This window comes from Pseudonocardia humida (assembly GCF_023898865.1).
Lineage (GTDB): Bacteria > Actinomycetota > Actinomycetes > Mycobacteriales > Pseudonocardiaceae > Pseudonocardia > Pseudonocardia humida.
The window spans coordinates 117,621-139,983 of sequence record NZ_JAGSOV010000011.1 but is presented as its reverse complement, the minus strand read 5'-3'; the positions used below and the strand labels follow the sequence as shown (position 1 = coordinate 139,983).

Genomic DNA, 22,363 nt, shown 5'->3' with positions numbered 1-22,363 from the left:
CGCCGGGCCGGTGCGGCCCCCGCGGGGGGCCGCACCGGGTCCGTCAGGACTTCGGGGGCATCCGGATGGCGCCGTCGAGGCGGATCGTCTCGCCGTTCATGTAGTCGTTGGTGAGCACCTCGACCGCCATCGACGCGTACTCCTCGGCCTTCCCGAGCCGGTTCGGGTAGACCACGCTCTGGCCGAGCGCGGCCTTGAACGCCTCGGCCCGCTCGCCCTCGCCGTAGATCGGGGTGTCGATCAGGCCCGGGGCGATCGTGTTGACCCGGATGCCGTGGCGGGCCAGGTCGCGGGCCAGCGGCAGGGTCATGCCCACCACGCCGCCCTTGGACGCCGAGTACGGCGTCTGGCCGATCTGGCCGTCGAAGGCCGCGGCCGATGCGGTGTTCAGGATCGAGCCCCGGGAGGTGCCGTCGGCCAGCGGCTCGGTCTTCGCCATCGCCGAGGCGGCCAGCCGGGTGCAGTTGTAGGTGCCGACCAGGTTGACCCGCAGCACGAACTCGAAGGTCTCCAGCGGGATCGGCTCCAGGTCGCGGCCGATGACCCGGCCCGCGCGCCCGAGGCCGGCGCTGTTGACCAGCACCCGCAGCGGGCCGAGCTCCGACGCCGCCTCGACCGCGGCGCGCACCTGCGCCTCGTCGGCCACGTCGGCCTTGGCGAACACGCCGCCCACCTCGGCGGCGACCTTCTCGCCCTTCTCCTCCTGCAGGTCGAGCACGACGACCTTCGCCCCCCGCTGGGCCAGCAGTCGCGCGGTCGCCTCCCCGAGCCCGGACGCGCCGCCGGTGACGATGGCCGAGGCCCCCGTGATGTCCATGAACGCTCTCCTCCCCACAGCGGCCGCGGTGCCACCGTGAACTCCCTGCATTCTCGGGGCCAGCGCGCCGATCGGCCCGCGTGCCGTCGGCCACACCGAGTCGGCGCCGGGCCGAGCCGCCTACGGCAACCGCAGGCGGGTCACCACGGCGCGGTGGTCGCTGCCCTCGACGTCGTGCACGGTGAACGTCTCCGCGGCGATGCCCGCGGTGCTGAGCACGTGGTCGATCTGCGGCCCGAACAGCTGGGTGCGGTCGGTGGGGCTCCACGTGGGCACCAGACCCTCGCCGCGCTGGTCGGCGGCGTCGGAGCAGCCCGCCATGCCCGAGCGCAGCGCGGAGTGGTCGAGGGTGGCGTTGAGGTCGCCGGCCACGATCGCCGGGGTGGCGGCCGTGCACCAGCGCGAGAGCAGCGCGAGGTCGCCCTCCCACTGGCGCAGCTGGCCGCGCAGCGGCGCCGCCGCGTGGTAGGCGACGAACCGCAGGTCGCCCAGCTCGCCGCCGGTCGCCTCGACGTAGGGGAAGTAGGCGGGCTCGTCGCCGGTCCGGAACGTGACGTCGCCGAGCCGCTCGGACACCAGCGCGGTGACGCTGTTGACGTCCTCCGCGTCGGTCGAGGCCTCGACCCGGTAGCCGAGGGGCTCGACCAGCGGCGCGAGGTCGACGCGGTAGTCCTCGCCCGCCTCGGGGATCGAGACCAGGTCGGGCCGCTGCTCGGCGACCAGCGCGGCGAGCGCGGCCGGGTCGGCGTGGCCCTCGAAGGTGTTGAACGCGAGCACGGTCAGCGGGGTGCCGGTGGTGGGCAGGGGGTCGGGCACCACCCGGGGCAGCACCATCGCGGCCCCGACCAGCACCACGGCGACCACCCCCGCCAGCAGCGGCGCCACGAACGGCCGCACCGGCCGGACGAACCGCCACACCATGGCCAGCACGAGCGCCGCTCCCAGCCCGCCGACCAGCGTCCACGGCCGGAACGCCAGCAGCTGGACGAACGGGGTGCGCCGGTCCAGGCCGAGCAGGTCGGGCAGGGCCACCCCGGCGAAGGCCAGGGTGCACAGCAGCGCCGCGACGTGGGCGAGGACGGCTCCGGGCCGCAGCCGGCGACGGGGACGGGGCCGGCGGTGCCGGGGAGCGGCCGGGCGCAACTGGCCGGGTGGTGCGGTCATCGCCGTCGATTCTGCCCGATCGGGGGCGCGCGCCTACGTCACCTGTCCCGGATCGGGCGGGACGGGGAGCCGGGGCAGGACCGGTCATCCGCGTCATCCCCGTGACGGCTGCGTTGCCTAGCGTTCCGGTGTAGGTCGGGAGCCCGGTGCGCGGCTCGGCGCTCCGACCGCCGACCGCACGCGATGGTCCCGGAGGCGTCATGACCGGCTCGACCGAGGTCCAGCACGGCGTCCTGCTGCTGCACTGCCCGGACCAGCCGGGCATCGTGCACGCGGTGTCCGAGGTGCTGGTGCAGGAGAAGTGCACGATCGTGCAGAGCCAGCAGTTCGGCAGCTCCACCACCGGCTCCTTCTTCATGCGCGTGGAGTTCGCCCACATCGACGGCACGCCGCTCGACCTGCCGGCGCTGCGCGGGCGGATGGAGGTGGTCGCCGAGCGGTTCGCGATGACCTGGCGGCTGGCCGACGCCGCGCGCCGGCAGCGGGCCGTGATCATGGTGAGCCGGTTCGCGCACTGCCTGAACGACCTGCTGTTCCGCACCTCCATCGGCGAGCTCAACCTCGACGTCGTCGCGGTCGTGTCGAACCACACCGACCTGCGCCGCATCGCCGACAACTACGGCGTGCCGTTCCGCCACATCCCGGTCACCCCCGACACCAAGGCCGACGCCGAGGCCGCGCTGCTCGACCTCGTCCGGGACGAGGGCGTGGAGCTGGTCGTGCTGGCCCGCTACATGCAGATCCTCTCCGACGGGCTGTGCCGCAGGCTGTCCGGCCGGGCGATCAACATCCACCACTCGATGCTGCCCAGCTTCAAGGGCGCCCGGCCCTACCACCAGGCCCACGCCCGCGGCGTGAAGTTCATCGGCGCGACCGCCCACTACGTCACCGCCGACCTGGACGAGGGCCCGATCATCGAGCAGGAGCTGATCCGCGTCGACCACTCCCTGAGCCCCGAGGAGCTCGCCGCGCGCGGGCGGGAGGCGGAGAGCCGGGCGCTGGCCCGCGCCGTGCGCTGGCACACCGAGAACCGGATCGCCGTGGTCGGCAACCGGACGGTCGTCTTCCCCTGACGGGCCGTCTCCTTCTGATACGTCCGCCGCGGCCCGGAAGCCGCACACTGCCCGGATGCGCACCATGCGGGTGATCCGGCTCGTCGTGCACGTCGGGACGCGCCAGCCGGTGCTGGTGCTCGGGGAGGCCGACGGCGAGCGCTGCCTGCCGGTGTTCCTGCGCCGCCCGCAGGCCGACGTGATCGCCGTCGGCCCGCGCGGTGCCGAGGACCCGCTGCTCCCGCAGGACGTGCTGGTGCCCGTGCTGCGCGGGCTCGGCCACCGCCTCGACGGGGCCGAGCTGACCGAGCTGACCGACGGGGTGTTCAGCGCCGTGCTCGTCCTCGACGGCGACACGCGGGTAGCCGTGCTGCCCAGCGACGCGCTGGCCGTCGCCGTGCGGGAGCGGCTGCCGATCGCCGTGGCCGAGGACATCCTCGACGCCGTCGGGCAGCCGGTCGAGGAGGTGTTCCCGAACGGGACCGGCGCGCCGGCGCAGCAGCAGGTCGAGGAGTTCCGCAGCTTCCTCGACGGCGTCACGCCCGACGACTTCGGCGCCCCCGGCCGGTGAGGCCGCGGCTCAGCGCACCGACCGGATCCGGAACACCAGCACCGCCCCGGCCAGCCCGACCGCCCCGGCGACGCCGTAGAGCACCGGGTAGCCGCCCAGCCCGGTGACGATCGGGGCGGCGACGACGGGGGCGATCACCTGCGGCAGCGAGCTGGCGATGTTGAGCACGCCGAGGTCGCGGGCGCGGTCGGTCGAGCTGGGCAGGACCTGGGTGAGCAGCGCGAAGTCGACCGAGGTGTAGGTGCCGAAGCCCAGGCCCAGCACGGCGGCGGCGACCAGCACGCCGGTCCAGGTCGGCCAGACGGCGATGGTGAACGCCGCGCCCGCCATCAGCAGGCCGCCGCCCGTCACGAACACCCGGCGGCGCCCGACGCGGTCGGACCACATCCCGGTGAGCACGACGGCGATCAGCATGAAGCCGAGGTCGACCGCGGTCGCGATCAGCACGCCGGTCGCCGGGTCGGGCACGCCGACGGCGTCCTTGAGGTAGAAGAACAGGTACAGCAGGGCGATCGAGTTGCCGAGGTTGATCAGGAACCGGGTCAGCCAGGCCCAGCCGAAGTCGGGGTACCGGCGCGGGTCGACCCAGAAGCCGCGCAGGAACGCACCCCAGTTCCAGGGCGGGCGGTGCGCCGGGTCGAGCGCGGTGTCGCGGCGCAGCAGCAGGTACGGCACGGCGGCGATGAGCATGAACGCCGCGCAGGCGAGGTAGCCGGCGGTGGTGCTGCCGGCCAGGACGGCCAGGCCGGTGCCGACGGCGACACCGACGATCAGCGCGAGGCCGACGTAGCCGGCGGCGGTGCCGCGCTGCTCGGGCGGCACCTGGTCGGGGACCCCCGCGCTGAGCGCCGCGGCCGAGGCGTTGAGCAGGGTCTGCGCCAGGCACCAACCGATGATCACCACGGTGATCGTCGGCGAGACGGCCAGCACGCCCAGCGCCACCGCGCCGCCGACGAACCCGATCGCCATCCACGGCGCGCGCCGCCCCCACCGCGAGGTGGTGCGGTCGGACAGCGCCCCGAACAGCGGGTTGGCGACCAGCGAGAACGCCGCGCCGAAGCCCAGCACCACGGCCAGCGCCGCCTCCTTGTCCGCGGGGGCGAGCGCCTCGGTCTGCTGGGGCAGCAGGATCTGGATGGCCCCGAAGAGCCCGACGTGCAGCCCGACCCAGGCCAGGGAGAACGCGCCGATCCAGCCGGCGCCCACCCGCCGCGTCGGCTCCGCGAGGGCGTCGGGAGGACCGGTCTCCGGCGTCAGGCTCATGGCTACCCCCGTCGTCGGGCGCACCGTATCCCGACGGGGGTCACGGCCCCGCGAACTGATCGCGTCCGGGCCCGGGCCACGTCGCAGGGTCTCCGTGGTCCTCGCAGATGCGGTGGCCCCTGCGAGAGCCACGGCGACTCTGCGAAGAGCGCGACGCCGGATGGGCGCGAACGTCTGTCGCCGCGTGAGAAGGTGCGGGGAACCGTCGATGATCGAGGAGGCGCGATGAGCGACCGGAACCCGACCGCCGAGCAGGCCAACAAGGACCGCGTGGGCGCGGCGTTCGAGCAGTGGGCGAACGGCACCGGCACCCCGTTCGACATCCTCGCCGACGACGCCACGTGGACGATCACCGGCAACAGCCCGGCTGCGGGCAGCTACGCGGGGCGCCAGGCCTTCCTGGACGCGGTGATCGGACCCTTCAACGCGCGGATGTCCGCGCCGCTGCGCCCGGTCGTGCGGGGTCTGTACGCCGACGGCGACTGGGTCATCGCGCTGTTCGACGCCGCTGGGACGGCCGTCGACGGGCAGCCCTACCGCAACACCTACACCTGGTACATGCGGCTCGCGGGGGAGCGGATCGTCGAGGTGATCGCCTTCTTCGACTCGATCGAGTTCACCGATCTGTGGACGCGGGTGGCGCCGCGGTGACGTCGGGGCGCGACCGGCTCCGGTGCAGCAGCCAGGTCACGACCGCCGCGGAGACCATGCAGATGCCGACCACCCACAGCCCGAGCCGGTTGTCGCCGGTGGCGTCGGACAGGGCGCCGGTGACGTAGGGCGCGGCGAAGCCGGACAGGTTGCCCAGCGAGTTGACCAGCCCGATGCCGGCGGCCGCGGCGGCGCCGGTCAGGTAGGCGGTGGGCAGCGACCAGAAGCCGGGCAGCGCGGCCAGCACGCCGCAGGCGCAGATCGTCACGGCGACCATCGCCAGCCACGGGTCGGCCAGGTAGAGCGCCACCGGGATGGCCAGGCCGCCGACCAGCGCGGGCACCGCGACGCGGATCGTGGGGTCGGTGGCCCGTCGCGTCCAGACGATCATCGCGATCAGCCCGACTGCGTACGGGATGGCGTTGATCATGCCCTGCTGCACGGTGGAGAACGAGGTGCCGTACTGCTCGGAGAACCCCTTGATGATCGTCGGCAGGAAGAAGCCCAGCGCGTAGAGGCCGTAGACGATGCCGAAGTAGACCCACGACAGCGCCAGCACCCGCGGGCTGCGCAGCGCGCCGAGCACGGACTTCGGGCCGGCCTCGGCCACCTGTTCGCTCTCCGCGGCCAGCGCGCGCTCCAGCGCGTCGCGCTCGGGCTGGGGCATCCAGCGGGCCTGGGCGGGCCGGTCGGTCAGCAGGAACCACACGACGAAGGCGAGCAGGATCGCGGGGATGCCCTCGAGCAGGAACATGACCCGCCAGCCGGAGAGCCCGAACCACCCGGCGGCGTGCTGGATGATCAGGGTGGAGACCACGGCGCCGAGCGCGGTGGAGACCGGGATGGCGGTCATGAACCAGGCGGTCATCCTGGCCCGCTGCGCGGCCGGGAACCAGTAGGTCAGGTACAGGATGATCCCGGGGAAGAAGCCGGCCTCGGCCACGCCGAGCAGGAACCGCAGGACGATCAGCACGGTCGCGTTCGGGACGAACGCCATGGCCGTGGCGACCACGCCCCAGGTGATCATGATGCGGGCGATCCACCGGCGGGCGCCGAAGCGGTGCAGCAGCAGGTTGCTGGGCACCTCCAGCAGCAGGTAGCCGACGAAGAACACCCCGGCCGCGACGCCGAACAGGGTGGCCGACAGGCCCAGCTCCTCGTTCATGCCGTTCGGGCCGGCGAAGCCGATGTTGACCCGGTCCAGGTAGTTCACGAAGTACAGCAGGATCAGCAGCGGGACGAGGCGCCGACCGGCCCGGCGCACACCGGAGCGGACGAGGTGCTCGTCGGACCCGACGGCGGTGTCGGAGTTCATGGTCGCGCTCCCTGGTCGGCGGCGGTGCCGGGACGAGGATGACCGAACGGTCGCGCGCCCGCCGGGTGGAGGGCGCGGCTGATTTGCACGACGTTCTTCGTGTTAATTAGGCTGCCGTTGTGGACGAGGACGGGCGGGACGCGGCGCACGCGGCACTCGCCGCCCCGGCCCGCCGCGCGCTGCTGCGGGCGCTGCGCGACAGCGACCGGCCGCTGGAGCTGCGCGAGCTGGCCGCCGCCACCGGGTCGCACCCCAACACGGTGCGGTTCCACCTCGCGGCGCTGACCGGGGCGGGGCTGGTGACCGGGCGCGCCGAGGCGTCCGGCGCGCGGGGCAGGCCGCGGATGCGCTACCGCCCCGCGGCCGCGCCGGCCGCGCTGGGGACCGGCTACGAGCTGCTGGCCGCCGCGCTCGCCGCCGGCTGGGACCGCGCCGACCCCGACCCGGTCGCGGCCGCCGAGCGGACCGGCCGGGCCACCGCCGCCCGGCTGGTGCCCTCGCGCGAGCCGGAGGACGGCTCGTCGGAGCTCGCCCCGCTGGTCGGCCTGCTGGCCGAGCTCGGCTTCGCCCCGGACGTCCCCGGCCCGCCGGACGAGGGCCCGACGGAGATCCGGCTGCACGCGTGCCCGTTCCTCTCCGTGGCCGCGGCCCACCCCGAGGTCGTGTGCACCCTGCACCTGGGCCTGCTGCGCGGGGCGCTGGACCGCCTCGGCATCGCCGCCACCGCCCCCGAGCTGCGCCCGTTCGTCGACCCCGGGGTCTGCGTGGCCCGGATCGTCCCCACCCCCCGAGGAGATCGCTGATGAGCGAGCATGCGAGCCAATCCTGGACACAGCGCGTGCGCGAAGCGCCGGCCGAGCCCTGCGAGGCCGTGCGTTGAGCTGGTCGGTGCTGGTGCAGGTGGCGGCGCCGTTCCTGTGGTGCGGGGCGGTGCTGGGCATCTCCTTCCTGGAGGCGCCGCTGAAGTTCCGGGCGCCCGGGATCACCGTGGCGCTGGGCGTCGGCATCGGGCGCCTGGTGTTCCGCGCGCTCAACGCGCTGGAGGCACTGCTGGCCCTCGTCCTGACCGCCGCCGTGCTGGCCGCGCCGACGGCCCCGGCGGTGCCGCTCCTGCTGGGCGGGCTCTGGGCGCTGCTGCTGTGGCAGGTGCTGGTGGTCCGGCGGCGGCTCGACCGGCGCGCGGTGGCGGTGGCCGCAGGCACGGGGGCACCGGGGTCGCGCTGGCACCTGGTCTACATCGGACTGGAGGCCGTCAAGGTCGTCGCGCTGCCCGTGCTCGGCGGGTTGGCGTTGGCCGGGGCGCTGTCGTGACCGCGGAGCCGGTGCCGGGGGTTGGCCCGGAGCCGGCGGTTCCGCGAGGCGGGGTCACGGCCGCAGGACGACCCGGCCGCGCAGGCCCCCGGCCTCCAGCAGCGCGTGCGCCCGCGCGGCCTCGGTCAGCGGCAGCTGCTCGGCCACTCGCGGCGTCAGCCGGCCCGCGGCGGCCAGCGCGGAGAGCTCCCGCAGCCGCGCGCCGTCGGCCGGCACCTCCTGCACCACCACCCGGGTGCCGCGGATCGGCGGCGGCGCGAACGGCGCGACGAGCGCGACGAGCGTGCCACCGCCGCGCAGGGCGTCGTGCGCGGCGATGCCCAGCACGGCCGCGTCGACTACGCGCTCACCGCGCTCGGCGAGAGCCTGCTGCCGGTGCAGCTGGCGGTGAAGCGGTGGGCCGAGTCGCACATCGCCGAGGTGCACGCCGCCCGCGACGCCTACGACACCACGGATCGGTAGGGATCCTGTCGGGGTCGCACGGCATGCTGGCGCCATGGCCTACGTCTTCGACGCCGAGGTGATGCTGTGGGACGCTCGCAAGGACGAGACCTGGACGTTGATCAGCCTCCCGGTCGACGACGCCGAGGAGATCCGGCACCGCACCGAGGGCATGGCCAACGGCTTCGGCTCGGTGCGGGTCACGGCGACCATCGGCTCGTCGACCTGGCAGACGTCGATCTTCCCGGACGCCGGGCAGCGGACCTACGTGCTGCCGGTCAAGAAGGCGGTGCGCACGGCGGAAGGGCTCACCGCGGGCGACACCGCCCGCGTCGCGGTCGAGCTGCGCGACTTCTGACCCGGGCTCAGCCGAGCTGCGCGAGCTGGCGGCTCATCGCGACCAGCCCGCCGTCCTCGTCCCACAGCTCGACCTCCTCCTCGACCAGGCCGTGCAGCAGCGCCCGGCTGCGGATGCCGGCCTGCAACCAGCCCGGCCGGGGCGGGCGCCGCAGGTGCACGGTGAGCTCGAGGGTGGACATCCGCACGCCGTCGAGCACCCCGAGCACGGCGGGCGGGAAGCAGTCGACCACCAGCGGCACGGCCGCCAGGTCCGGGTCGCGCCCGTCGGCGAACCGGACCCAGCCCCGCACCCCGGCGCCCCCCGTCGGCACCAGGCGGTAGTCGAAGCGCCGCCGGACGCTCGCCGAACCCACCACCTCCGGCCCCGACGGGGCGCACCCCCGCGGCCGGGGCAGCGGCGGAGCGGACGGGGCGAAGTCGGGCGGCCCGCCGTCCGGACCGCCCAGGGTGACCAGGGTCCGCACCCGCTCCTTGCCGCCCTGCACCAGCGCCACGCCCGCCGTGCTCGTCGTCCGGCCGCGCTTGACGACCTCGACGTCCAGCCGGGCCGGGCCGACCAGCCCGGGGCGCAGGAAGTGGGCGGTCGCGGTGATCGGCTCGATCCCGGGCAGCGCGCAGGTCGCGGCCCGCAGCGCCAGGCTCATCAGGTAGCCGCCGTTGGGCACGCCGCTCAGCGAGACCCAGCCGTCGCCGACCCCGGCGGTCCAGCTGAGCCCGCCCGCGGGGCGCAGCTCGGTGTCGGCGTCGAACCGGTGGGGCGTGGTCGTCATGGGGTCATCGTCGCGCGGCCCGGGCACCCCGGGGGCACCGCCGCAGCGGTGCCCCCGGGGTGCGTGCCCGTCAGCCGGCCGCGACCCGACCGGACACCGGCGCGTACCCCGCGGGCCGCGCGGCGACGGTGCCCCCGCCCTGGGTGCGGCTGCGCAGGCGCGTCGCGTAGCCGAACAGCTCGACCAGCGGCACGACCGCCGTCACCACCGCGGTGGCCCCGCGCCGGCGGGAGTCGGTGATGCGACCGCGGCGGGCGGCGAGGTCGCCGAGCACGCCGCCGACCGTCTCGGCGGGCACCGTGACGGTGACCTCGGCGACCGGCTCCAGCCGCACCATCCCGCACGCCCGCAGCGCCTCGCGCAGGCCCAGGCGGCCGGCCGCGCGGAACGCCGTCTCCGAGGAGTCGCGCACGTGGGTGCGGCCGTCGGTCAGGGTGACCCGCAGGCCGGTCACCGGGTCGCCGCCGAGGGGGCCCTCGGCGAGGGCGTCGCGGCAGCCCGCCTCCACGGCCCGGACGTACTCGGCCGGGACGTGGGCGCCGGTCACGGTCGCCGCGAACTCGAACTCCCCCGCGTGCAGGGGCTCGACGTCCAGCACGACGTGCGCGAACTGGCCGGGCCCGCCGTCCTGGCGGACGTGGCGGTAGAGCAGCTCGGTCACCCCGCGCACCACCGCCTCGCGGTGGGCCACCCGCGGCCTGCCGACCGCGACGTCGAGGCCGTGATCGCGCCGGATGCGCGCCACGGCGACCTCCAGGTGCAGTTCGCCCAGCCCGGACAGCAGCGTCTGGCCGGTCTCCCGGTCGGTGCGCACGGCCAGCGACGGGTCCTCGTCGACCAGCCGGGCCAGCGCCGTGGCCAGCCGGTCGAGGTCGGTGCCCCGGCGGGCCTCGACCGCGACCGAGACCACGGGTTCGGGCCGGTCGGGCGGTTCGAGCAGCACGGGAGCGCCGGGGTGGCACACCGTGGTCCCGGGGCCGGCCGCCTTGAGGCCGGCCACCGCGACGATTTCGCCCGCGACGGCCCGGTCGACCTCGACGAACCGGTCGGCCTGCACCCGCAGGACGCGCCCGACCCGCTCGGTGCGCCGCGAGACCGCGTCCAGCACGACGTCCCCCTTCCGCAGCGTTCCCCTGTAGAGCCGCAGTGTGCACAGGCGCCCGCGCTCGGACGAGCCGACCTTGAACACCAGCGCGACCAGGTCGGCGTCCGGGTCGGCCGGCAGCGCCGGGGCGTCCAGCGGCGAGGGCAGGTACGCCACCACCGCGTCGAGCAGCGGCTCGACACCGCGGTTGCGGTAGGCCGAGCCGCAGAGCACGACCAGGCCCTGGCCGTCCAGGGTCAGCTCGCGCAGCGCCGCCGCGAGCGTGCCGGGGGAGACCTCCGGTCGCCCGGCGTACTCCTCCAGCGCGCCGACGTGCAGCTCGGCCACCGCCTCGGCCAGGGCGCGACGCCGTCGCCCGGCCTCGGCCAGCAGCTCGGCGGGCACCGGGCCCTCGACGGCGGGGCCGCCGTCGTCCGGCCAGACCAGCGACCGCATCCGGACCAGGTCGACCACGCCGGTGAACGCACCCTCGCGGCCGATGGGCAGCTGCACCACCAGCGGCCGCGGGTGCAGCCGCTCGCGGATCGAGTCGACCGCGGCGTCCAGGTCGGCGCCGACGCGGTCCATCTTGTTGACGAACGCGATCCGGGCCACCCGGTGCCGGTCGGCCTGCCGCCACACCGCCGCGCTCTGCGGCTCCACGCCGGCGACGGCGTCGAACACCGCGACCGCGCCGTCGAGCACCCGCAGCGAGCGCTCCACCTCGGCGGAGAAGTCGACGTGCCCGGGGGTGTCGATCAGCGTGAGGCGGTGGCCCGCCCAGTCGCAGCTGACCGCGGCCGCGAAGATGGTGATCCCGCGGTCGCGCTCCATCGCGTCGAAGTCGGTGACGGTGGTCCCGTCGTGCACCTCGCCGCGGCGGTGCACGGCGCCGGTGGCGAACAGGATCCGTTCGGTGGTGGTGGTCTTGCCCGCGTCGACGTGGGCGAGCACGCCGAGGTTGCGGACGCGGGACAGGGCTGTCGCGGTGGTTGCGGCGGTGGTTGTGGCGGTGCGCATGGCCTTGGGGTCCTTCTGCCGGATCCGGGCGGGAAGCGCGATGGACCGGGGCGACGCCGGAGGCGGCCGCGGGTGCGGCGGTGGACCTACCGGGTCGTCACGGCGTCCGGTGCCGGGCGCGGAGCCGGCGACCGGACGACGGGGACACCAGGATCACGTCACGACGGCACGGGGCGACGGCGGCGGCGCTGCGGTGGCGCACGGCCGGCTCCCCTCGGTCGTCGGGCCCCGCGGCGGCGGGGCGTGATCGTGGCCGAAGCGTAGGGAGCGCGCCGACCGCGGCCAACCGGTTTCCCGCACCCGGTGAACCCGTCAGGAATCGAGAAGCACCGGTCCACGGGGCGCCCCTAGCGTCATCCGCACCGAACCGGAGCCGACGACCGGTCGCCCCGCCTCCGCGCGACGGGCGGCCGGTACCCGGTGCTGCTCGACCACAGGGAGACCCCGATGAACCGGAGCAAGCGGATCCGCCAGTTCCACCGCTGGACGTCGATCGTCTTCACGGTGACGGTGCTCATCGACACCGTCGCCGCCGTGACCCTGGAGGCGCCCCCGACCTGGGTGTTCCTGCTGCCCGTGCCACCGGTGCTGCTGCTCATGGCGACCGGCCTGTACATGTTCGCCCTGCCCTACACCGCGAAGCGGCGGGTCCGGTCGGCCTGAGCGGCCCGGCGGTCCGGGGCGCCGCCAGCAGGCGGCCGGTGTCGCCCCCCGACCCTGCTGGCGACGCACCCCCGGACCACCCGGACCGGGGCCACCCGCGCCCGATCCCCCACGGTGCGGCGGCCCTCCTCCGCCGGCACCCCGATCGCGGCCCGACCAGTATCGACCGGGTGACCCGACCCGCGACAGGACAGCAATCCGGCGCAGCGGGGCGGGTTTACCCTCACTCGAAGAGACCTCCCGCCCGGCCCCTGTCGTCCGTCCGTCTCCGTCCGATAACGCCGGGTGACCGACGACCGACGAACCGCACGTGCACCCCAATCGCGGAGGCCGCCACAGCGCACCCGGCCGAGTGCCGTTCGGCCAGCGGCTGGCACTGGTGCTCGCAGTCGCCGGCGCCACCACCGTGGCCGTCGAGCTGCCCGCCGCGCTGACCGAGCCGTTCTTCCTCGGCGTCACCACCGTCGTGGTGCTCTCGTTCGTCGGGTTGGGCTACTACCTGTCCGCCGAGCACGCCGAGCGGCTGTCCGGCGGGTGCTTCATCGCGGCCGCGGCCGGCTGGGTGGTGCTCAACCTCGACGTGCACCGGCCGTGGGGCGCGCTGCCGGCGTGGGTGCTCGGCGGGGTCGTGCTCGGCACCGCGATCGGCTGGGGCGTGCTGCGCTACGGCCGCGCCCGGCTCGACCGCGGGGCGCGCTGGTGGGTGGCGGCCTGCGCGGTCGGGACCGCGGGCTCGGCCGCGGCCGTCGTGCTCGTCTCGCGCCCGGAGTGGCTCGGCTACCCCGCGGAGGCGTTCTGGCCCTCGCTCTGGGCCGACCCGGGGGCGCTGCTGGTGGCCCGGGGCGCGCAGGCCTGGGCGCCGTGCGCACCGCTGAACGGCTCGCGTTCGAACGGGCGCGCGAGCAGTTCCGCCGCGACCTGCACGACGGCGTCCAGCAGACCATCGCCGCCGCCCGGATGGACCTGGACGGCATCCTCGACCCGGACGCGCCCGTCGACGTGGCGGTGGCCGACCTGGACGGCAAGCTCACGCTCGCGCTCGAGCAGATCCGCAGCCTCAAGCGCGGCGCCCTGCCGCCGGAGCTGTCCGCCGGGCTCGGCACGGCCGTCGAGCGCACCATCGCCGAGCTGCGGATGAACGCGACCGCCCGGATCGGCGTCGACCAGCTGGGCGTGCTGACCCTTCCCGTCTACTACCTGGTCCGCGAGGCGCTGACCAACGCCCACAAGTACGCGGGCGAGGCCGCGGCGCAGGTCATGGTGGCCGCGCAGGGCGGGTTCGTCGAGGTCACCGTGCGCGACAACGGCACCGGTGGGGCGGCCGTGCGGCCGGGCGGCGGGCTGGCCGGGCTGCGCGACCGCGTGGTCGAGCTGGGCGGGCGGCTCGACGTGCACAGCCCGCCCGGGATGGGGACGACGCTGCACGCCGTCATCCCGGTCGTGGCGGCCTGATCCCGGCGGTGGAGGGGCGGTAGAGGGTTAGCCCTCCTTGTCGGCCTGCCGTCGTGGCCCGACCATGCCAGGGTGAGCACGGCTGCGGCCGCGGCGCCCTCGGAACAGCCGCGGGCGCCGTCCAGGGCGAGGTGGCGCACCGCGGGTGTCGGGACCGCGGTGGCACTGGTCGCGCTGCTGATCCAGCTGCCCCTGCTGCCGACCCACCCGTGGTTCGTGCTGGTCACGATCGGGGTGGCCGCGTCGGCGAGCGTGCTGGCGTGCTCGTTGGCGCTGTCGGGCGAGCGGGTGAGCGGGGCGGCGTTCGGCGCGGCCGGGCTGGCCTGGTTGACGTTCGCCCTGGACGTGTACGTGCCGTGGGGGCCGGTCGTGTCCTGGGTGGCGACCGGGATCCCGGCGGTGGCGCTGGGCCTGGGCGTCGTGCACTACGGCCGTCGCCCGCCGTCGACACGGCTCGAGCGGGTGTTCCCGCTGGTGGGGCTGCTGCTCGCGGTGGGCGTGCGGATCGCGATGGTGCCGTTCGTGGACCCCGTGGACATCGGGTTCCCGGCGGAGGGTTGGTGGCCGGCGCCGTGGGCCGGGACGCTGCCCGCGGTCACCGCGCTGGAGGTCGCGCGCGCGACGCTGTGCCTGCTGGCCGGCTACGTGGCCGTGCTGGGCTGGCGGGCCGTGCACCCGCCGGGTGGCGCCCGCCGCCGCCACCAGCCGATCCTGCTCGCCGGCACCGGCATGGCCATGGGGGTGACCGCGGTGCAGCTGGTCTCGCTGCTGATGGCCGGCTCGGTCGACCGCCGCACCTCCGCCACGACGACCGGTGCCCTGGTGGTCGCGGTGCTCGTCGGCATACCGCTGCTGCGAGCGGCCCGGCGCTGGTTCGGCGCAGGCTCCGCGCACCGGCTGCCCCGGGTGCGCACGCCCGAGACGGTCTCGGCCTACATCCAGGAGGTCACCGCCGACCCCACCGCCGAGCTGCTGTACTGCTCGCCAGACGGCGGCCTGCTGGACGCGACCGGCCACCGCCGCAGCGCCGCGGAGGAGACCCGACCGGGCCGGTTCTGGGCGCTGGTCCCGGGGGCCGACGGCGCCCGCATCGCGCTGTTCACCGGCCGGAGCGAGCTGGGCGACGACGACGAGGCGCTGCGCGAGTGGCTGCGCGCCGCCGCGCTGCTGGCCGAGAGCGTCCGCCCGACCGTGCTGCTGCGCACCCGGCTCGCCCGGCTGACCGCGCTGCGCGTGGCCGAGGAGCTGGCCCGCACCGAGGAGCGCGAGCGGTTCCGCCGCGACCTGCACGACGGCCTGCACCAGACCATCGCGGCCGCCCGGATGGACCTCGACGGCCTGCACGAGGTCGCCCTGGAGGGCGCCGAGGCGGTGATCGCGGGCCTGGAGGCGAAGATGACCGTCGCCCTCGACCAGGTGCGCTCCCTCGGCGGCGTCGCCGCGCCCCCCGAGCCGGACGCCGAGCTGGACACCGCGATCGACGGCGCCGCCACCGCACTGCGCCTCGCGCCCAGGGTCGTCGTCACCGGCACCCGCCTCGGCGTCCTGGCCCTGCCGGTCTTCCTGCTCGTGCGGGAGGCCCTGACGAACGTGGCCAAGCACGCCGGACCCGCCGCCGCGGTGGAGGTGCGCGTCCACTCCGACGGGCGCACCGTCGAGATCGCGGTGTGCGACGACGGGCGCGGCGGCGCGGTGATGGGCGTCGAGGGCGGGTTCGGCGGGATGCGCCGGCGCGTCGAGGAGCTGGGCGGCACCCTGGTCCTGGACAGCCCGCCCGACCGCGGGACGACGCTGCGGGCCAGCATCCCCTGCGTGTAGGCCGCTCAGGCCGCCGCGACCACCTCGATCTCCACCAGCCACTCGCTCACCAGGGTCTGCACGACGATCGCGGTCGTCGGCACCGCCCGTCCGCGCAGCGCGACGCGCCGGGCCTCGGCGTTGGCCCCGGCGTGCGCCGGGTCGGTGAGGTAGCTGGTGAGCCGGACGATGTCGTCGACGGTCATCCCGGCCGAGGCGAGGATCGTGGCGATGTTGGCCCAGATGAGGTCGAGCTGCTCGGCGAGGGTCGAGCCGGGGGTGCCGTCGGGGTGCAGGCCCATGGTCCCGGCGACGTAGAGCACGCGCTCGTGCCCGCGGACCTCCATGGCGTGCACGTAGTCGGCGCTCGCGGGGTAGATGCCGTCGGACGGGTTGTGCGCGATCGTCTCCACGGCACGACACTGGCGGTGCCGGCGACGACCCGCCAACGGTTTTCCCGCTCGCCGGTCCGGGTCGTCCGCCGGTGGCTCGGCGCGCGGCCCGGTCGGAGGGCCGGGCGCGACTCGGGCGGCGCGGCCCGGGCCGCCCCGAACCGGCGAACACCAGCGGAAATCGCCGAATGCCTGATCGGTCCACCGCTGATTGCGCACGCAATCGTCGGTACCTGACCTCCCGGTGCGGACCGACCGCGCGCATTCGCCTTTCCGGCGTAGTGTCGAGAGCGCACGACGCTGGTCCGTTCGCGGACGAACTCCCCGGTAGCGGTCCCGTGCGACGTCCGTCGCGGCCACCGTCGCCGTTGCGGCCGATCCGCGCGCGACATTCCCGGAATCGCGGTCGCGTCATTCATCCCGGGCCGTTCCCCGGCTTCCGCCCGGCGAAAGCGGCGTGGTGGCGCGCGCCACCGCGTTCGTACGTTCTCGACGTTCCACTCCGTCATCCGGAGCCGTTCCGCGCCGCGAGGGGAAGCCCGAGATGTTCGAATCGATGATCGATCCCACCGGGGGGTGGGCCGCGTCCGCCACCGACGGGGCGCCGCGCGCCGCGCGTCCCGACCGGCTCGACGGGCTCACGGTCGGGCTGCTGGCGAACACCAAGCGCAACGCCGAGGCCTTCCTGGAGGCGGTGGGCGAGCTGCTGGCCGGCGAGCACGCCACGGCGGGCGTGGTGCGGCGCACGAAGGCGAGCATCGTCGACCCGGTCCCGGCCGCGACGCTGGCCGAGATGGTCGAGCTCTGCGACGTCGTCGTGATCGGGGTCGGCGACTGCGGCTCCTGCAGCGCGTCCGCCGTCGCCGACGGGATCGCCTTCGAGGCCGCCGGGGTGCCCGCCGCGGTCATCTGCTCCGACGCCTTCCGGGTCACCGCCGAGGCCATGGCCGGTCTGCGCGACAGCCCCGGCTACGAGTTCGCCCTCACCCCGCACCCGGTGGCCCCGCTGGACGCCGACGGCGTGCGCGAGCGGGCCGTCGCCGTGCTGCCCCGGCTGGTCGGCCTGCTCACGGGGGCGTCCGCGGTCCCGGAGCGGGCGGTGGCCGGGTGAGCGCGGGCACGACCACCGACGACGCCGTCCTCCTCGACCACGCGCGCGCGGCGGCCGAGCACGCGTACGCGCGGGGGTGGACCGACGGGCTGCCCGTCGTGCCCGTCACCGCGTCCGTGCTGGAGGAGTTCCTGGCCGCGACGCCACGGGCGCGCGACGAGGTCGTCGCGCGGATGCCGAACCTCGGCCGGGAGGCCACCGTCGAGCTGGTCGCGGTGAACGCCGCGATGGCCGGCTGCCGCCCGGAGCACCTGCCCGTCGTGCTGGCCGCGTGGGACGCGCTGATGGCCCAGCGGGTCGTCACCGGCGGCGCGTGGCAGTCCACCAGCGGGCCGGCCCCGCTGATCGTCGTGAACGGCCCGGTGCGCACGGCGCTGGGCATCAACTCCGCCGGCGGCGTGCTCGGTCCGGGCTTCCGGGCGAACGCGACCATCGCCCGCGCCGTCGGCCTGGTGGTGCGCAACGCGTTCGGCGTGCGCCCGCACGAGCTGGAGCAGGCGACCCAGGGCGTGCCCGGGCGGTTCACGCTGTGCATCGGCGAGAACGAGGAGGAGAGCCCCTGGGAGCCGCTGGCCGTCGAGCTGGGGCTCCCGCCCGGCTCCGACGCGGTGTCCGCGCTGCTCCTGCGGACCTGCGAGTTCATCGACAACCGGCACACCGACGACCCCGAGCGGCTGCTGTGGGACATCGCCGACACCGCCGCCCGCACCGGCGCGGCGATCGGGCACCGCTCCTCGGCGGGGCTCGTGCTGGGCGTCGAGCACGCCCAGCACCTGGCCGCCGCGGGCTTCACCAAGGCCGACGTGCAGCAGTGGCTCTACGACCACGCCGTGCGCACCCGCGCCGACCTGGACCGGGCGGGCAAGGACGAGAGCGGCCCCGACGCCGACCCCGACGAGCCGGTGCACCTGCTGCCCGCCCCCGAGCAGATCCCGATCGTCGTCGCCGGCGCCCGCAACGCGGCCATGTCGATGCTCGTCCGGCCGTTCGGGTTCACCGGGTGGTCGCGCACCGCGCACCCGGTCCAGCTGCGCTGACACCCCGCCCAGCCGCGTCGCCCCACCACGTCGCCCCACCACGTCGCCCCACCACGTCGCCCCACCACGTCGCCCCACCACGTCACAGCCGACGAACGGAGTCCCGACGGTGCCGAGCCCCCCGCTGCTCGAGGTCGACGACCTGCAGGTCAGGTTCCCGACCCCGGCCGGCCCGATCGACGCCGTGTCCGGCGTGTCCTTCAGCGTCTCGCCCGGGGAGACCGTCGCGGTGGTCGGCGAGTCCGGCTCCGGCAAGAGCGTGTCCGCGCTGGCCGTGCTGGGCCTGCTCGGGGCGGGCCGGGTCGCGGGCGGCTCGGTCCGCTTCCGCGGCGAGGAGCTCGTCGGCGCCGCCCCCGACCGGCTGCGCCGGCTGCGCGGCGCCGACATCGCGATGATCTTCCAGAACCCGATGAGCTCGCTGGACCCGCTGTTCACCGTGGGCGACCAGGTCGCCGAGGCGCTGCGGGAGCACCGCCGGACGCCGCGGAGGACGGCGAAGGCGCGCGCGGTCGAGCTGCTGCGCGAGGTCGGGCTGCCCGACCCCGAGCGGCGGGTGCGCTCCTACCCGCACGAGCTGTCCGGCGGCCAGCAGCAGCGGGTGATGATCGCCATCGGGCTGGCCTGCGAGCCCGCCCTGCTGATCTGCGACGAGCCCACCACGGCGCTGGACGTCACGGTCGAGGCGCAGATCCTCGACCTGCTGCGCCGCGTGCAGCGCGACCACGGCACCGCGCTGCTGTTCATCACCCACGACATGGGGGTGGTCTCCGAGCTGGCCGACCGGGTGCTGGTCATGTACGCGGGACGGGTCGTCGAGCACGGGTCGGTGGCCGAGGTGCTGGGCGCGCCCGGCAACCCGTACACCCGGGCGCTGATCGACTCCATCCCGACGCCCGCCACCCCGCGCGACGTACCGATGCCCGCCATCGCCGGCAGCGTCCCGCACGCCTCGGACATGCCGTCGGGCTGCCGGTTCCACCCGCGCTGCCCGCGGGTGCACGACCGGTGCGCGACCGAGCCGCCGCTGCACGACATCGGGCCGGGTCGGGCCAGCCGCTGCTGGCTGCACGCCGCCGGGACCGCGGGGTCGACCGTGGCGGGGGTGCGCGGTGTCGGCTGAGCCGGGAGCCGGCGCGGCGGGGGCGGTGGCCGTCACCGATCCCGCCCCGCTGTTCGAGGCCCGCGACCTGGTCAAGCACTTCCGGTCGCGGGGCAGCACGGTGCGCGCGGTCGACGGCGTCTCGTTCACGATCCCGCGCGGGCGCACGGTCGGGCTGGTCGGCGAGTCCGGCTCGGGCAAGTCGACGGTGGCCCGGCTCGCGCTGCGGCTGCTGGAGCCGACGTCGGGCGAGCTGAGCTTCGACGGCGTCGACCTGCGCGGCGCCGGGCGCGGCGAGCTGCGGGCGCTGCGGCGCCGGATGCAGATCGTCTTCCAGGACCCGTTCGGCTCGCTCAACCCGCGCATGCGGGTGCTCGACGCCGTGGGCGAGCCGCTGTCGGTGCACGGGCTGGCCCGCGGCCGGGCCCGCCGCGACCGGGTAGTCGAGCTGCTGGAGCGGGTCGGGCTGAGCGCGAAGGACCTGACCAAGTTCGCCCACCAGTTCTCCGGCGGGCAGGCCCAGCGCATCGGCATCGCCCGCGCGCTGGCCACCGACCCCGACCTCATCGTCTGCGACGAGGCGGTGTCCGCGCTGGACGTCTCGGTGCAGGCGCAGGTGCTGAACCTGCTCAAGCGGCTGCAGGCCGAGCTGGGACTGTCCTACCTGTTCATCGCCCACGACCTGAACGTCGTGCGCTACATGTCCGACGAGGTCTGCGTCATGTACCTGGGGCGGATCGTGGAGCGCGGCGACGGCGACGCCCTGTTCGCCGACCCGCGCCACCCCTACAGCGAGATGCTGGTCTCGGCCGTGCCGGAGTTCGACCCGGCGAACACCGGGCGGGCGCGCCCGGCCCCGCGCGGGGAGGCGCCCAGCCCCAGCCGGCCGCCGTCGGGCTGCCGGTTCCACCCGCGCTGCCCGCGCGCCTTCGACCGCTGCTCCACCGACGAACCGGTGGTGCACCCGGTAGCGCCGGGTCGGACCGCGGCCTGCCACCTGCTGGAGGTCGACCGGTGACCCTCTACGTGCTGCGCAGGCTCGGGTACGGCGCCGTGGTGATGCTGCTGGTCACCGTGTTCGTGTTCGTGATCATGCGGCTGGTGCCGGGCGACGCGGTGAGCCTGCAGCTGCAGGACACCGGGGTCAGCGCCGCCGAGGCCGATGCGCTGCGCGCCGACTTCGGCCTGGACGCGCCGGTGTGGACGCAACTGTGGCTGTGGCTCGGCGACGCCGCGCGCGGCGACCTGGGTACCTCCTTCTACAGCGGCGCCCCGGTCACCGAGCTCTTCCTGGAGCGCGTCCCGGTGACCGTGCAGCTCGGGTTGCTCGCGATGGTCATCGGCGCGCTGCTGGGTGTGGCGTTCGGCGTGGTCGCGGCGCTGACCCGCGGCTCGCTCGTCGACGGCGGGGTGCGGCTGTTCGCGGTGGCGTTCCTGTCGGTGCCCAACTTCGTCGTCGCGCTGCTGCTGCTCACCGGGCTGGCGATCTGGTTCGCCTGGTCGCCGCCCATCGTCTACACCGGACCCGGCGAGGACGTCACCGGCTGGCTGCAGCAGATCGCGATCCCGGTGCTGGCGCTGGGCACCGGCGGCATGGCCGCGATCGCCCGGATGACCCGCTCGTCGATGCTGGAGTCGCTGGGCTCGGACTACATCCGCACCGTCCGCGCCAAGGGCGCCCGGCAGCGGACGGTGGTGCTCAAGCACGCCCTGCGCAACTCCACCACCGCGGTGCTCACGCTGCTCGGCCTGGAGCTGGCCACGGTGCTGGGCGGCACCGTGATCCTCGAGCAGATGTTCGCCATCCCGGGCACCGGACAGCTGATCTACCAGGCCGTCCTCGACCGCGACTACCCCGTGGTGGTGGCCTGCACGATCTTCTACGCCGGCCTGTTCGTGCTCACGATCATCGTCCTCGACCTGCTGTACGCGCTGGTCGACCCGCGCATCCGGACCGGGAAGGCCCTGTCATGAAGGCACCGTCATGAAGGCACCGTCATGACCACCACGGTCCCCACCTCGGCGGTCGGCAGGACCGCCCCGACCGGCCTGCGGGCCTTCGTCCGGGCCCAGCCGCTGGGCGCGACCGCGCTGCTGCTGATCACCGTGTTCGTGCTGGCCGCGGTCCTGGCGCCGGTGCTGGCCCCGCACGACCCGCTGGAGCAGTTCCGCCGCGACATCCTCGCCGAGCCCTCCGCGCAGTTCCTGCTGGGCACCGACGACCTGGGCCGCGACGTGCTCAGCCGCACCCTCTACGGCGCCCGGACCTCGCTGCTGATCGGGGTCTCGACCACGGCCGTCAGCCTCGTCCTGGGCACCGCGATCGGCGTCGTGTCCGGCTACCTCGGCCGCGGCGTCGACGTGGTGGTCCAGCGCGTGATGGACGCGGTGCAGGCCGTCCCCGGCATCGTGCTGCTGCTGTTCATCGCGGTCATCCTGGGCCCGTCGGCGCGCAACACGGTGATCGCGCTGACCGTGGTGATCACCCCGTCGTTCAACCGGATCGCCAGGGCCGAGACCCTGCGCATCCGCCAGGAGCCCTACGTCGAGGCGGCCAGGGCGACCGGGGCGGGGCTGCCCCGGATCATGGCCCGGCACGTGCTGCCCAACCTGTTCGCCCCGGTGCTCACGCTGGGCAGCCTGATCTTCGCCGGGGTGATCATCGCCGAGTCGGCGCTGAGCTTCCTGGGCATCGGCGCACCGCCGCCCACGCCGTCCTGGGGGCTGATGCTGTCCGAGGGCGTGCGCTACGTGACCCGCGCCCCCTGGCTGATCATCGTGCCGTCGGTGCTGCTGTCGCTGGCGGTGTTCAGCTTCAACCTGCTCGGCGACGCGCTGCGCGACCACCTCGACCCCCGCCTGCAGCGCCCCGTCGGCGAGGCGTCCGGGCGCGTGTGGGGCCGCAAGCGCATCCCGACCGGGCTCGCACCGAGCCTCGCGAAGGCCGCGGAGGACGAGCCGGACTCCCGATGACCGATCGAGACAGGAGCAGC

General features: G+C 75.2%; 24 protein-coding genes. 16 read left to right on the top strand and 8 right to left on the bottom strand.

What is annotated here, in order from left to right:
- Positions 1–43: 43 nt before the first annotated feature.
- Together KDL28_RS05795 and KDL28_RS05790 are read right to left on the bottom strand one after the other, a co-directional pair.
- Entirely contained in the window at positions 44–817 is a 774-nt protein-coding gene (locus KDL28_RS05795) for an SDR family NAD(P)-dependent oxidoreductase (RefSeq protein ID WP_252436168.1), read from the bottom strand.
- 120 nt (positions 818–937) lie between these two features.
- Positions 938–1,981 (bottom strand): endonuclease/exonuclease/phosphatase family protein, encoded by a 1,044-nt coding sequence (locus KDL28_RS05790; protein ID WP_252436167.1) that lies wholly within the window; start codon positions 1,979–1,981, stop codon positions 938–940.
- A gap of 200 nt (positions 1,982–2,181) precedes the next feature.
- Here KDL28_RS05790 and purU point away from each other — a divergent pair, with 200 nt between their 5' ends.
- Positions 2,182–3,054 (top strand): formyltetrahydrofolate deformylase, encoded by an 873-nt coding sequence (gene purU, locus KDL28_RS05785; RefSeq protein WP_252436166.1) that lies wholly within the window; start codon positions 2,182–2,184, stop codon positions 3,052–3,054.
- A 55-nt stretch (positions 3,055–3,109) separates the two neighbouring features.
- Positions 3,110–3,604 carry a bifunctional nuclease family protein gene (locus KDL28_RS05780; protein ID WP_252436165.1) on the top strand — a complete coding sequence of 165 codons (495 nt, stop codon included), beginning with the start codon at positions 3,110–3,112 and terminating at the stop codon, positions 3,602–3,604.
- Between the two features lie 9 nt (positions 3,605–3,613).
- On the opposite strand, the gene KDL28_RS05775 is transcribed toward KDL28_RS05780, so the two are convergent.
- Positions 3,614–4,867 carry an MFS transporter gene (locus KDL28_RS05775; protein WP_252436164.1) on the bottom strand — a complete coding sequence of 418 codons (1,254 nt, stop codon included), beginning with the start codon at positions 4,865–4,867 and terminating at the stop codon, positions 3,614–3,616.
- Positions 4,868–5,092: 225 nt separating this feature from the next.
- Here KDL28_RS05775 and KDL28_RS05770 point away from each other — a divergent pair, with 225 nt between their 5' ends.
- On the top strand, positions 5,093–5,518 hold the full coding sequence (locus tag KDL28_RS05770) for a nuclear transport factor 2 family protein (RefSeq protein WP_252436163.1): 426 nt from the start codon (positions 5,093–5,095) through the stop codon (positions 5,516–5,518).
- Here the strand turns inward: KDL28_RS05770 and KDL28_RS05765 are convergent.
- The gene (locus KDL28_RS05765; protein WP_252436162.1) at positions 5,484–6,833 is read right to left on the bottom strand and encodes an MFS transporter; all 1,350 of its coding nucleotides are present in this window, start codon (positions 6,831–6,833) and stop codon (positions 5,484–5,486) included. The two genes, KDL28_RS05770 and KDL28_RS05765, sit on opposite strands and share 35 nt — an antisense overlap.
- A 119-nt stretch (positions 6,834–6,952) precedes the next feature.
- On the opposite strand from KDL28_RS05765, the gene KDL28_RS05760 reads away from it, so the two are divergent.
- Together KDL28_RS05760 and KDL28_RS05755 are read left to right on the top strand one after the other, a co-directional pair.
- On the top strand, positions 6,953–7,636 hold the full coding sequence (locus KDL28_RS05760; protein WP_252436161.1) for a helix-turn-helix transcriptional regulator: 684 nt from the start codon (positions 6,953–6,955) through the stop codon (positions 7,634–7,636).
- 85 nt (positions 7,637–7,721) lie between these two features.
- A complete protein-coding gene (locus KDL28_RS05755; RefSeq protein ID WP_252436160.1) occupies positions 7,722–8,144 on the top strand; it encodes a hypothetical protein in 423 nt (140 codons plus the stop codon).
- 54 nt (positions 8,145–8,198) lie between these two features.
- On the opposite strand, the gene KDL28_RS05750 is transcribed toward KDL28_RS05755, so the two are convergent.
- The gene (locus KDL28_RS05750; protein ID WP_252436159.1) at positions 8,199–8,471 is read right to left on the bottom strand and encodes a zinc-binding dehydrogenase; all 273 of its coding nucleotides are present in this window, start codon (positions 8,469–8,471) and stop codon (positions 8,199–8,201) included.
- On the opposite strand from KDL28_RS05750, the gene KDL28_RS05745 reads away from it, so the two are divergent.
- Complete coding sequence (locus KDL28_RS05745) at positions 8,451–8,606, top strand: hypothetical protein (protein WP_252436158.1); 156 nt, start codon at positions 8,451–8,453, stop codon at positions 8,604–8,606. The two genes, KDL28_RS05750 and KDL28_RS05745, sit on opposite strands and share 21 nt — an antisense overlap.
- Positions 8,607–8,640: 34 nt before the next feature.
- On the top strand, positions 8,641–8,943 hold the full coding sequence (locus KDL28_RS05740) for a DUF1905 domain-containing protein (RefSeq protein ID WP_252436157.1): 303 nt from the start codon (positions 8,641–8,643) through the stop codon (positions 8,941–8,943).
- Positions 8,944–8,950: 7 nt separating this feature from the next.
- On the opposite strand, the gene KDL28_RS05735 is transcribed toward KDL28_RS05740, so the two are convergent.
- Positions 8,951–9,715: a thioesterase family protein gene (locus KDL28_RS05735; protein WP_252436156.1), complete on the bottom strand. Its 765-nt coding sequence runs from the start codon at positions 9,713–9,715 to the stop codon at positions 8,951–8,953.
- Between the two features lie 70 nt (positions 9,716–9,785).
- Positions 9,786–11,819, bottom strand: coding sequence for an elongation factor G (fusA, locus tag KDL28_RS05730; protein ID WP_252436155.1), 2,034 nt, complete (start codon positions 11,817–11,819; stop codon positions 9,786–9,788).
- A 447-nt stretch (positions 11,820–12,266) separates the two neighbouring features.
- Between fusA and KDL28_RS05725 the strand changes: the two genes are divergently transcribed.
- The 3 genes from KDL28_RS05725 to KDL28_RS41365 all read left to right on the top strand — a co-directional run bounded on the left by KDL28_RS05725 (position 12,267) and on the right by KDL28_RS41365 (position 15,752).
- Positions 12,267–12,482 (top strand): hypothetical protein, encoded by a 216-nt coding sequence (locus tag KDL28_RS05725; protein ID WP_252436154.1) that lies wholly within the window; start codon positions 12,267–12,269, stop codon positions 12,480–12,482.
- A gap of 861 nt (positions 12,483–13,343) precedes the next feature.
- Positions 13,344–13,934 (top strand): sensor histidine kinase, encoded by a 591-nt coding sequence (locus KDL28_RS05720; RefSeq protein WP_252436153.1) that lies wholly within the window; start codon positions 13,344–13,346, stop codon positions 13,932–13,934.
- A gap of 72 nt (positions 13,935–14,006) precedes the next feature.
- Positions 14,007–15,752, top strand: a complete 1,746-nt coding sequence (locus KDL28_RS41365) for a sensor histidine kinase (RefSeq protein ID WP_252436152.1) — start codon at positions 14,007–14,009, stop codon at positions 15,750–15,752.
- A 5-nt stretch (positions 15,753–15,757) separates the two neighbouring features.
- Here the strand turns inward: KDL28_RS41365 and KDL28_RS05710 are convergent, their stop codons facing one another.
- The gene (locus KDL28_RS05710; protein ID WP_252436151.1) at positions 15,758–16,144 is read right to left on the bottom strand and encodes a RidA family protein; all 387 of its coding nucleotides are present in this window, start codon (positions 16,142–16,144) and stop codon (positions 15,758–15,760) included.
- A gap of 535 nt (positions 16,145–16,679) precedes the next feature.
- Between KDL28_RS05710 and KDL28_RS05705 the strand changes: the two genes are divergently transcribed.
- From KDL28_RS05705 to KDL28_RS05680, 6 genes are all read left to right on the top strand, one after another.
- On the top strand, positions 16,680–17,234 hold the full coding sequence (locus KDL28_RS05705; protein ID WP_252436150.1) for a UGSC family (seleno)protein: 555 nt from the start codon (positions 16,680–16,682) through the stop codon (positions 17,232–17,234).
- On the top strand, positions 17,231–18,271 hold the full coding sequence (locus KDL28_RS05700) for a hypothetical protein (RefSeq protein ID WP_252436149.1): 1,041 nt from the start codon (positions 17,231–17,233) through the stop codon (positions 18,269–18,271). The genes KDL28_RS05705 and KDL28_RS05700 overlap by 4 nt, the downstream gene beginning before the upstream one ends.
- Before the next feature lie 109 nt (positions 18,272–18,380).
- Positions 18,381–19,391: an ABC transporter ATP-binding protein gene (locus KDL28_RS05695; RefSeq protein WP_252436148.1), complete on the top strand. Its 1,011-nt coding sequence runs from the start codon at positions 18,381–18,383 to the stop codon at positions 19,389–19,391.
- On the top strand, positions 19,381–20,388 hold the full coding sequence (locus KDL28_RS05690) for an ABC transporter ATP-binding protein (RefSeq protein ID WP_252436147.1): 1,008 nt from the start codon (positions 19,381–19,383) through the stop codon (positions 20,386–20,388). Before KDL28_RS05695 ends, KDL28_RS05690 begins: the two co-directional genes overlap by 11 nt.
- A complete protein-coding gene (locus KDL28_RS05685; protein ID WP_252436146.1) occupies positions 20,385–21,344 on the top strand; it encodes an ABC transporter permease in 960 nt (319 codons plus the stop codon). Before KDL28_RS05690 ends, KDL28_RS05685 begins: the two co-directional genes overlap by 4 nt.
- Before the next feature lie 24 nt (positions 21,345–21,368).
- Complete coding sequence (locus tag KDL28_RS05680) at positions 21,369–22,343, top strand: ABC transporter permease (protein ID WP_252436145.1); 975 nt, start codon at positions 21,369–21,371, stop codon at positions 22,341–22,343.
- The last annotated feature ends 20 nt before the right edge of the window (positions 22,344–22,363 follow it).

Bases quoted from the DNA above. Each gene is read 5' to 3' on its own strand.
- KDL28_RS05795 (WP_252436168.1), bottom strand. From the start codon at position 817: ATGGACATCACGGGGGCCTCGGCCATCGTCACCGGCGGCGCGTCCGGG.
- KDL28_RS05790 (WP_252436167.1), bottom strand. From the start codon at position 1,981: ATGACCGCACCACCCGGCCAGTTGCGCCCGGCCGCTCCCCGGCACCGC.
- purU (WP_252436166.1), top strand. From the start codon at position 2,182: ATGACCGGCTCGACCGAGGTCCAGCACGGCGTCCTGCTGCTGCACTGC.
- KDL28_RS05780 (WP_252436165.1), top strand. From the start codon at position 3,110: ATGCGCACCATGCGGGTGATCCGGCTCGTCGTGCACGTCGGGACGCGC.
- KDL28_RS05775 (WP_252436164.1), bottom strand. From the start codon at position 4,867: ATGAGCCTGACGCCGGAGACCGGTCCTCCCGACGCCCTCGCGGAGCCG.
- KDL28_RS05770 (WP_252436163.1), top strand. From the start codon at position 5,093: ATGAGCGACCGGAACCCGACCGCCGAGCAGGCCAACAAGGACCGCGTG.
- KDL28_RS05765 (WP_252436162.1), bottom strand. From the start codon at position 6,833: ATGAACTCCGACACCGCCGTCGGGTCCGACGAGCACCTCGTCCGCTCC.
- KDL28_RS05740 (WP_252436157.1), top strand. From the start codon at position 8,641: ATGGCCTACGTCTTCGACGCCGAGGTGATGCTGTGGGACGCTCGCAAG.
- KDL28_RS05735 (WP_252436156.1), bottom strand. From the start codon at position 9,715: ATGACGACCACGCCCCACCGGTTCGACGCCGACACCGAGCTGCGCCCC.
- fusA (WP_252436155.1), bottom strand. From the start codon at position 11,819: ATGCGCACCGCCACAACCACCGCCGCAACCACCGCGACAGCCCTGTCC.
- KDL28_RS05725 (WP_252436154.1), top strand. From the start codon at position 12,267: ATGAACCGGAGCAAGCGGATCCGCCAGTTCCACCGCTGGACGTCGATC.
- KDL28_RS05705 (WP_252436150.1), top strand. From the start codon at position 16,680: ATGATCGATCCCACCGGGGGGTGGGCCGCGTCCGCCACCGACGGGGCG.
- KDL28_RS05680 (WP_252436145.1), top strand. From the start codon at position 21,369: ATGACCACCACGGTCCCCACCTCGGCGGTCGGCAGGACCGCCCCGACC.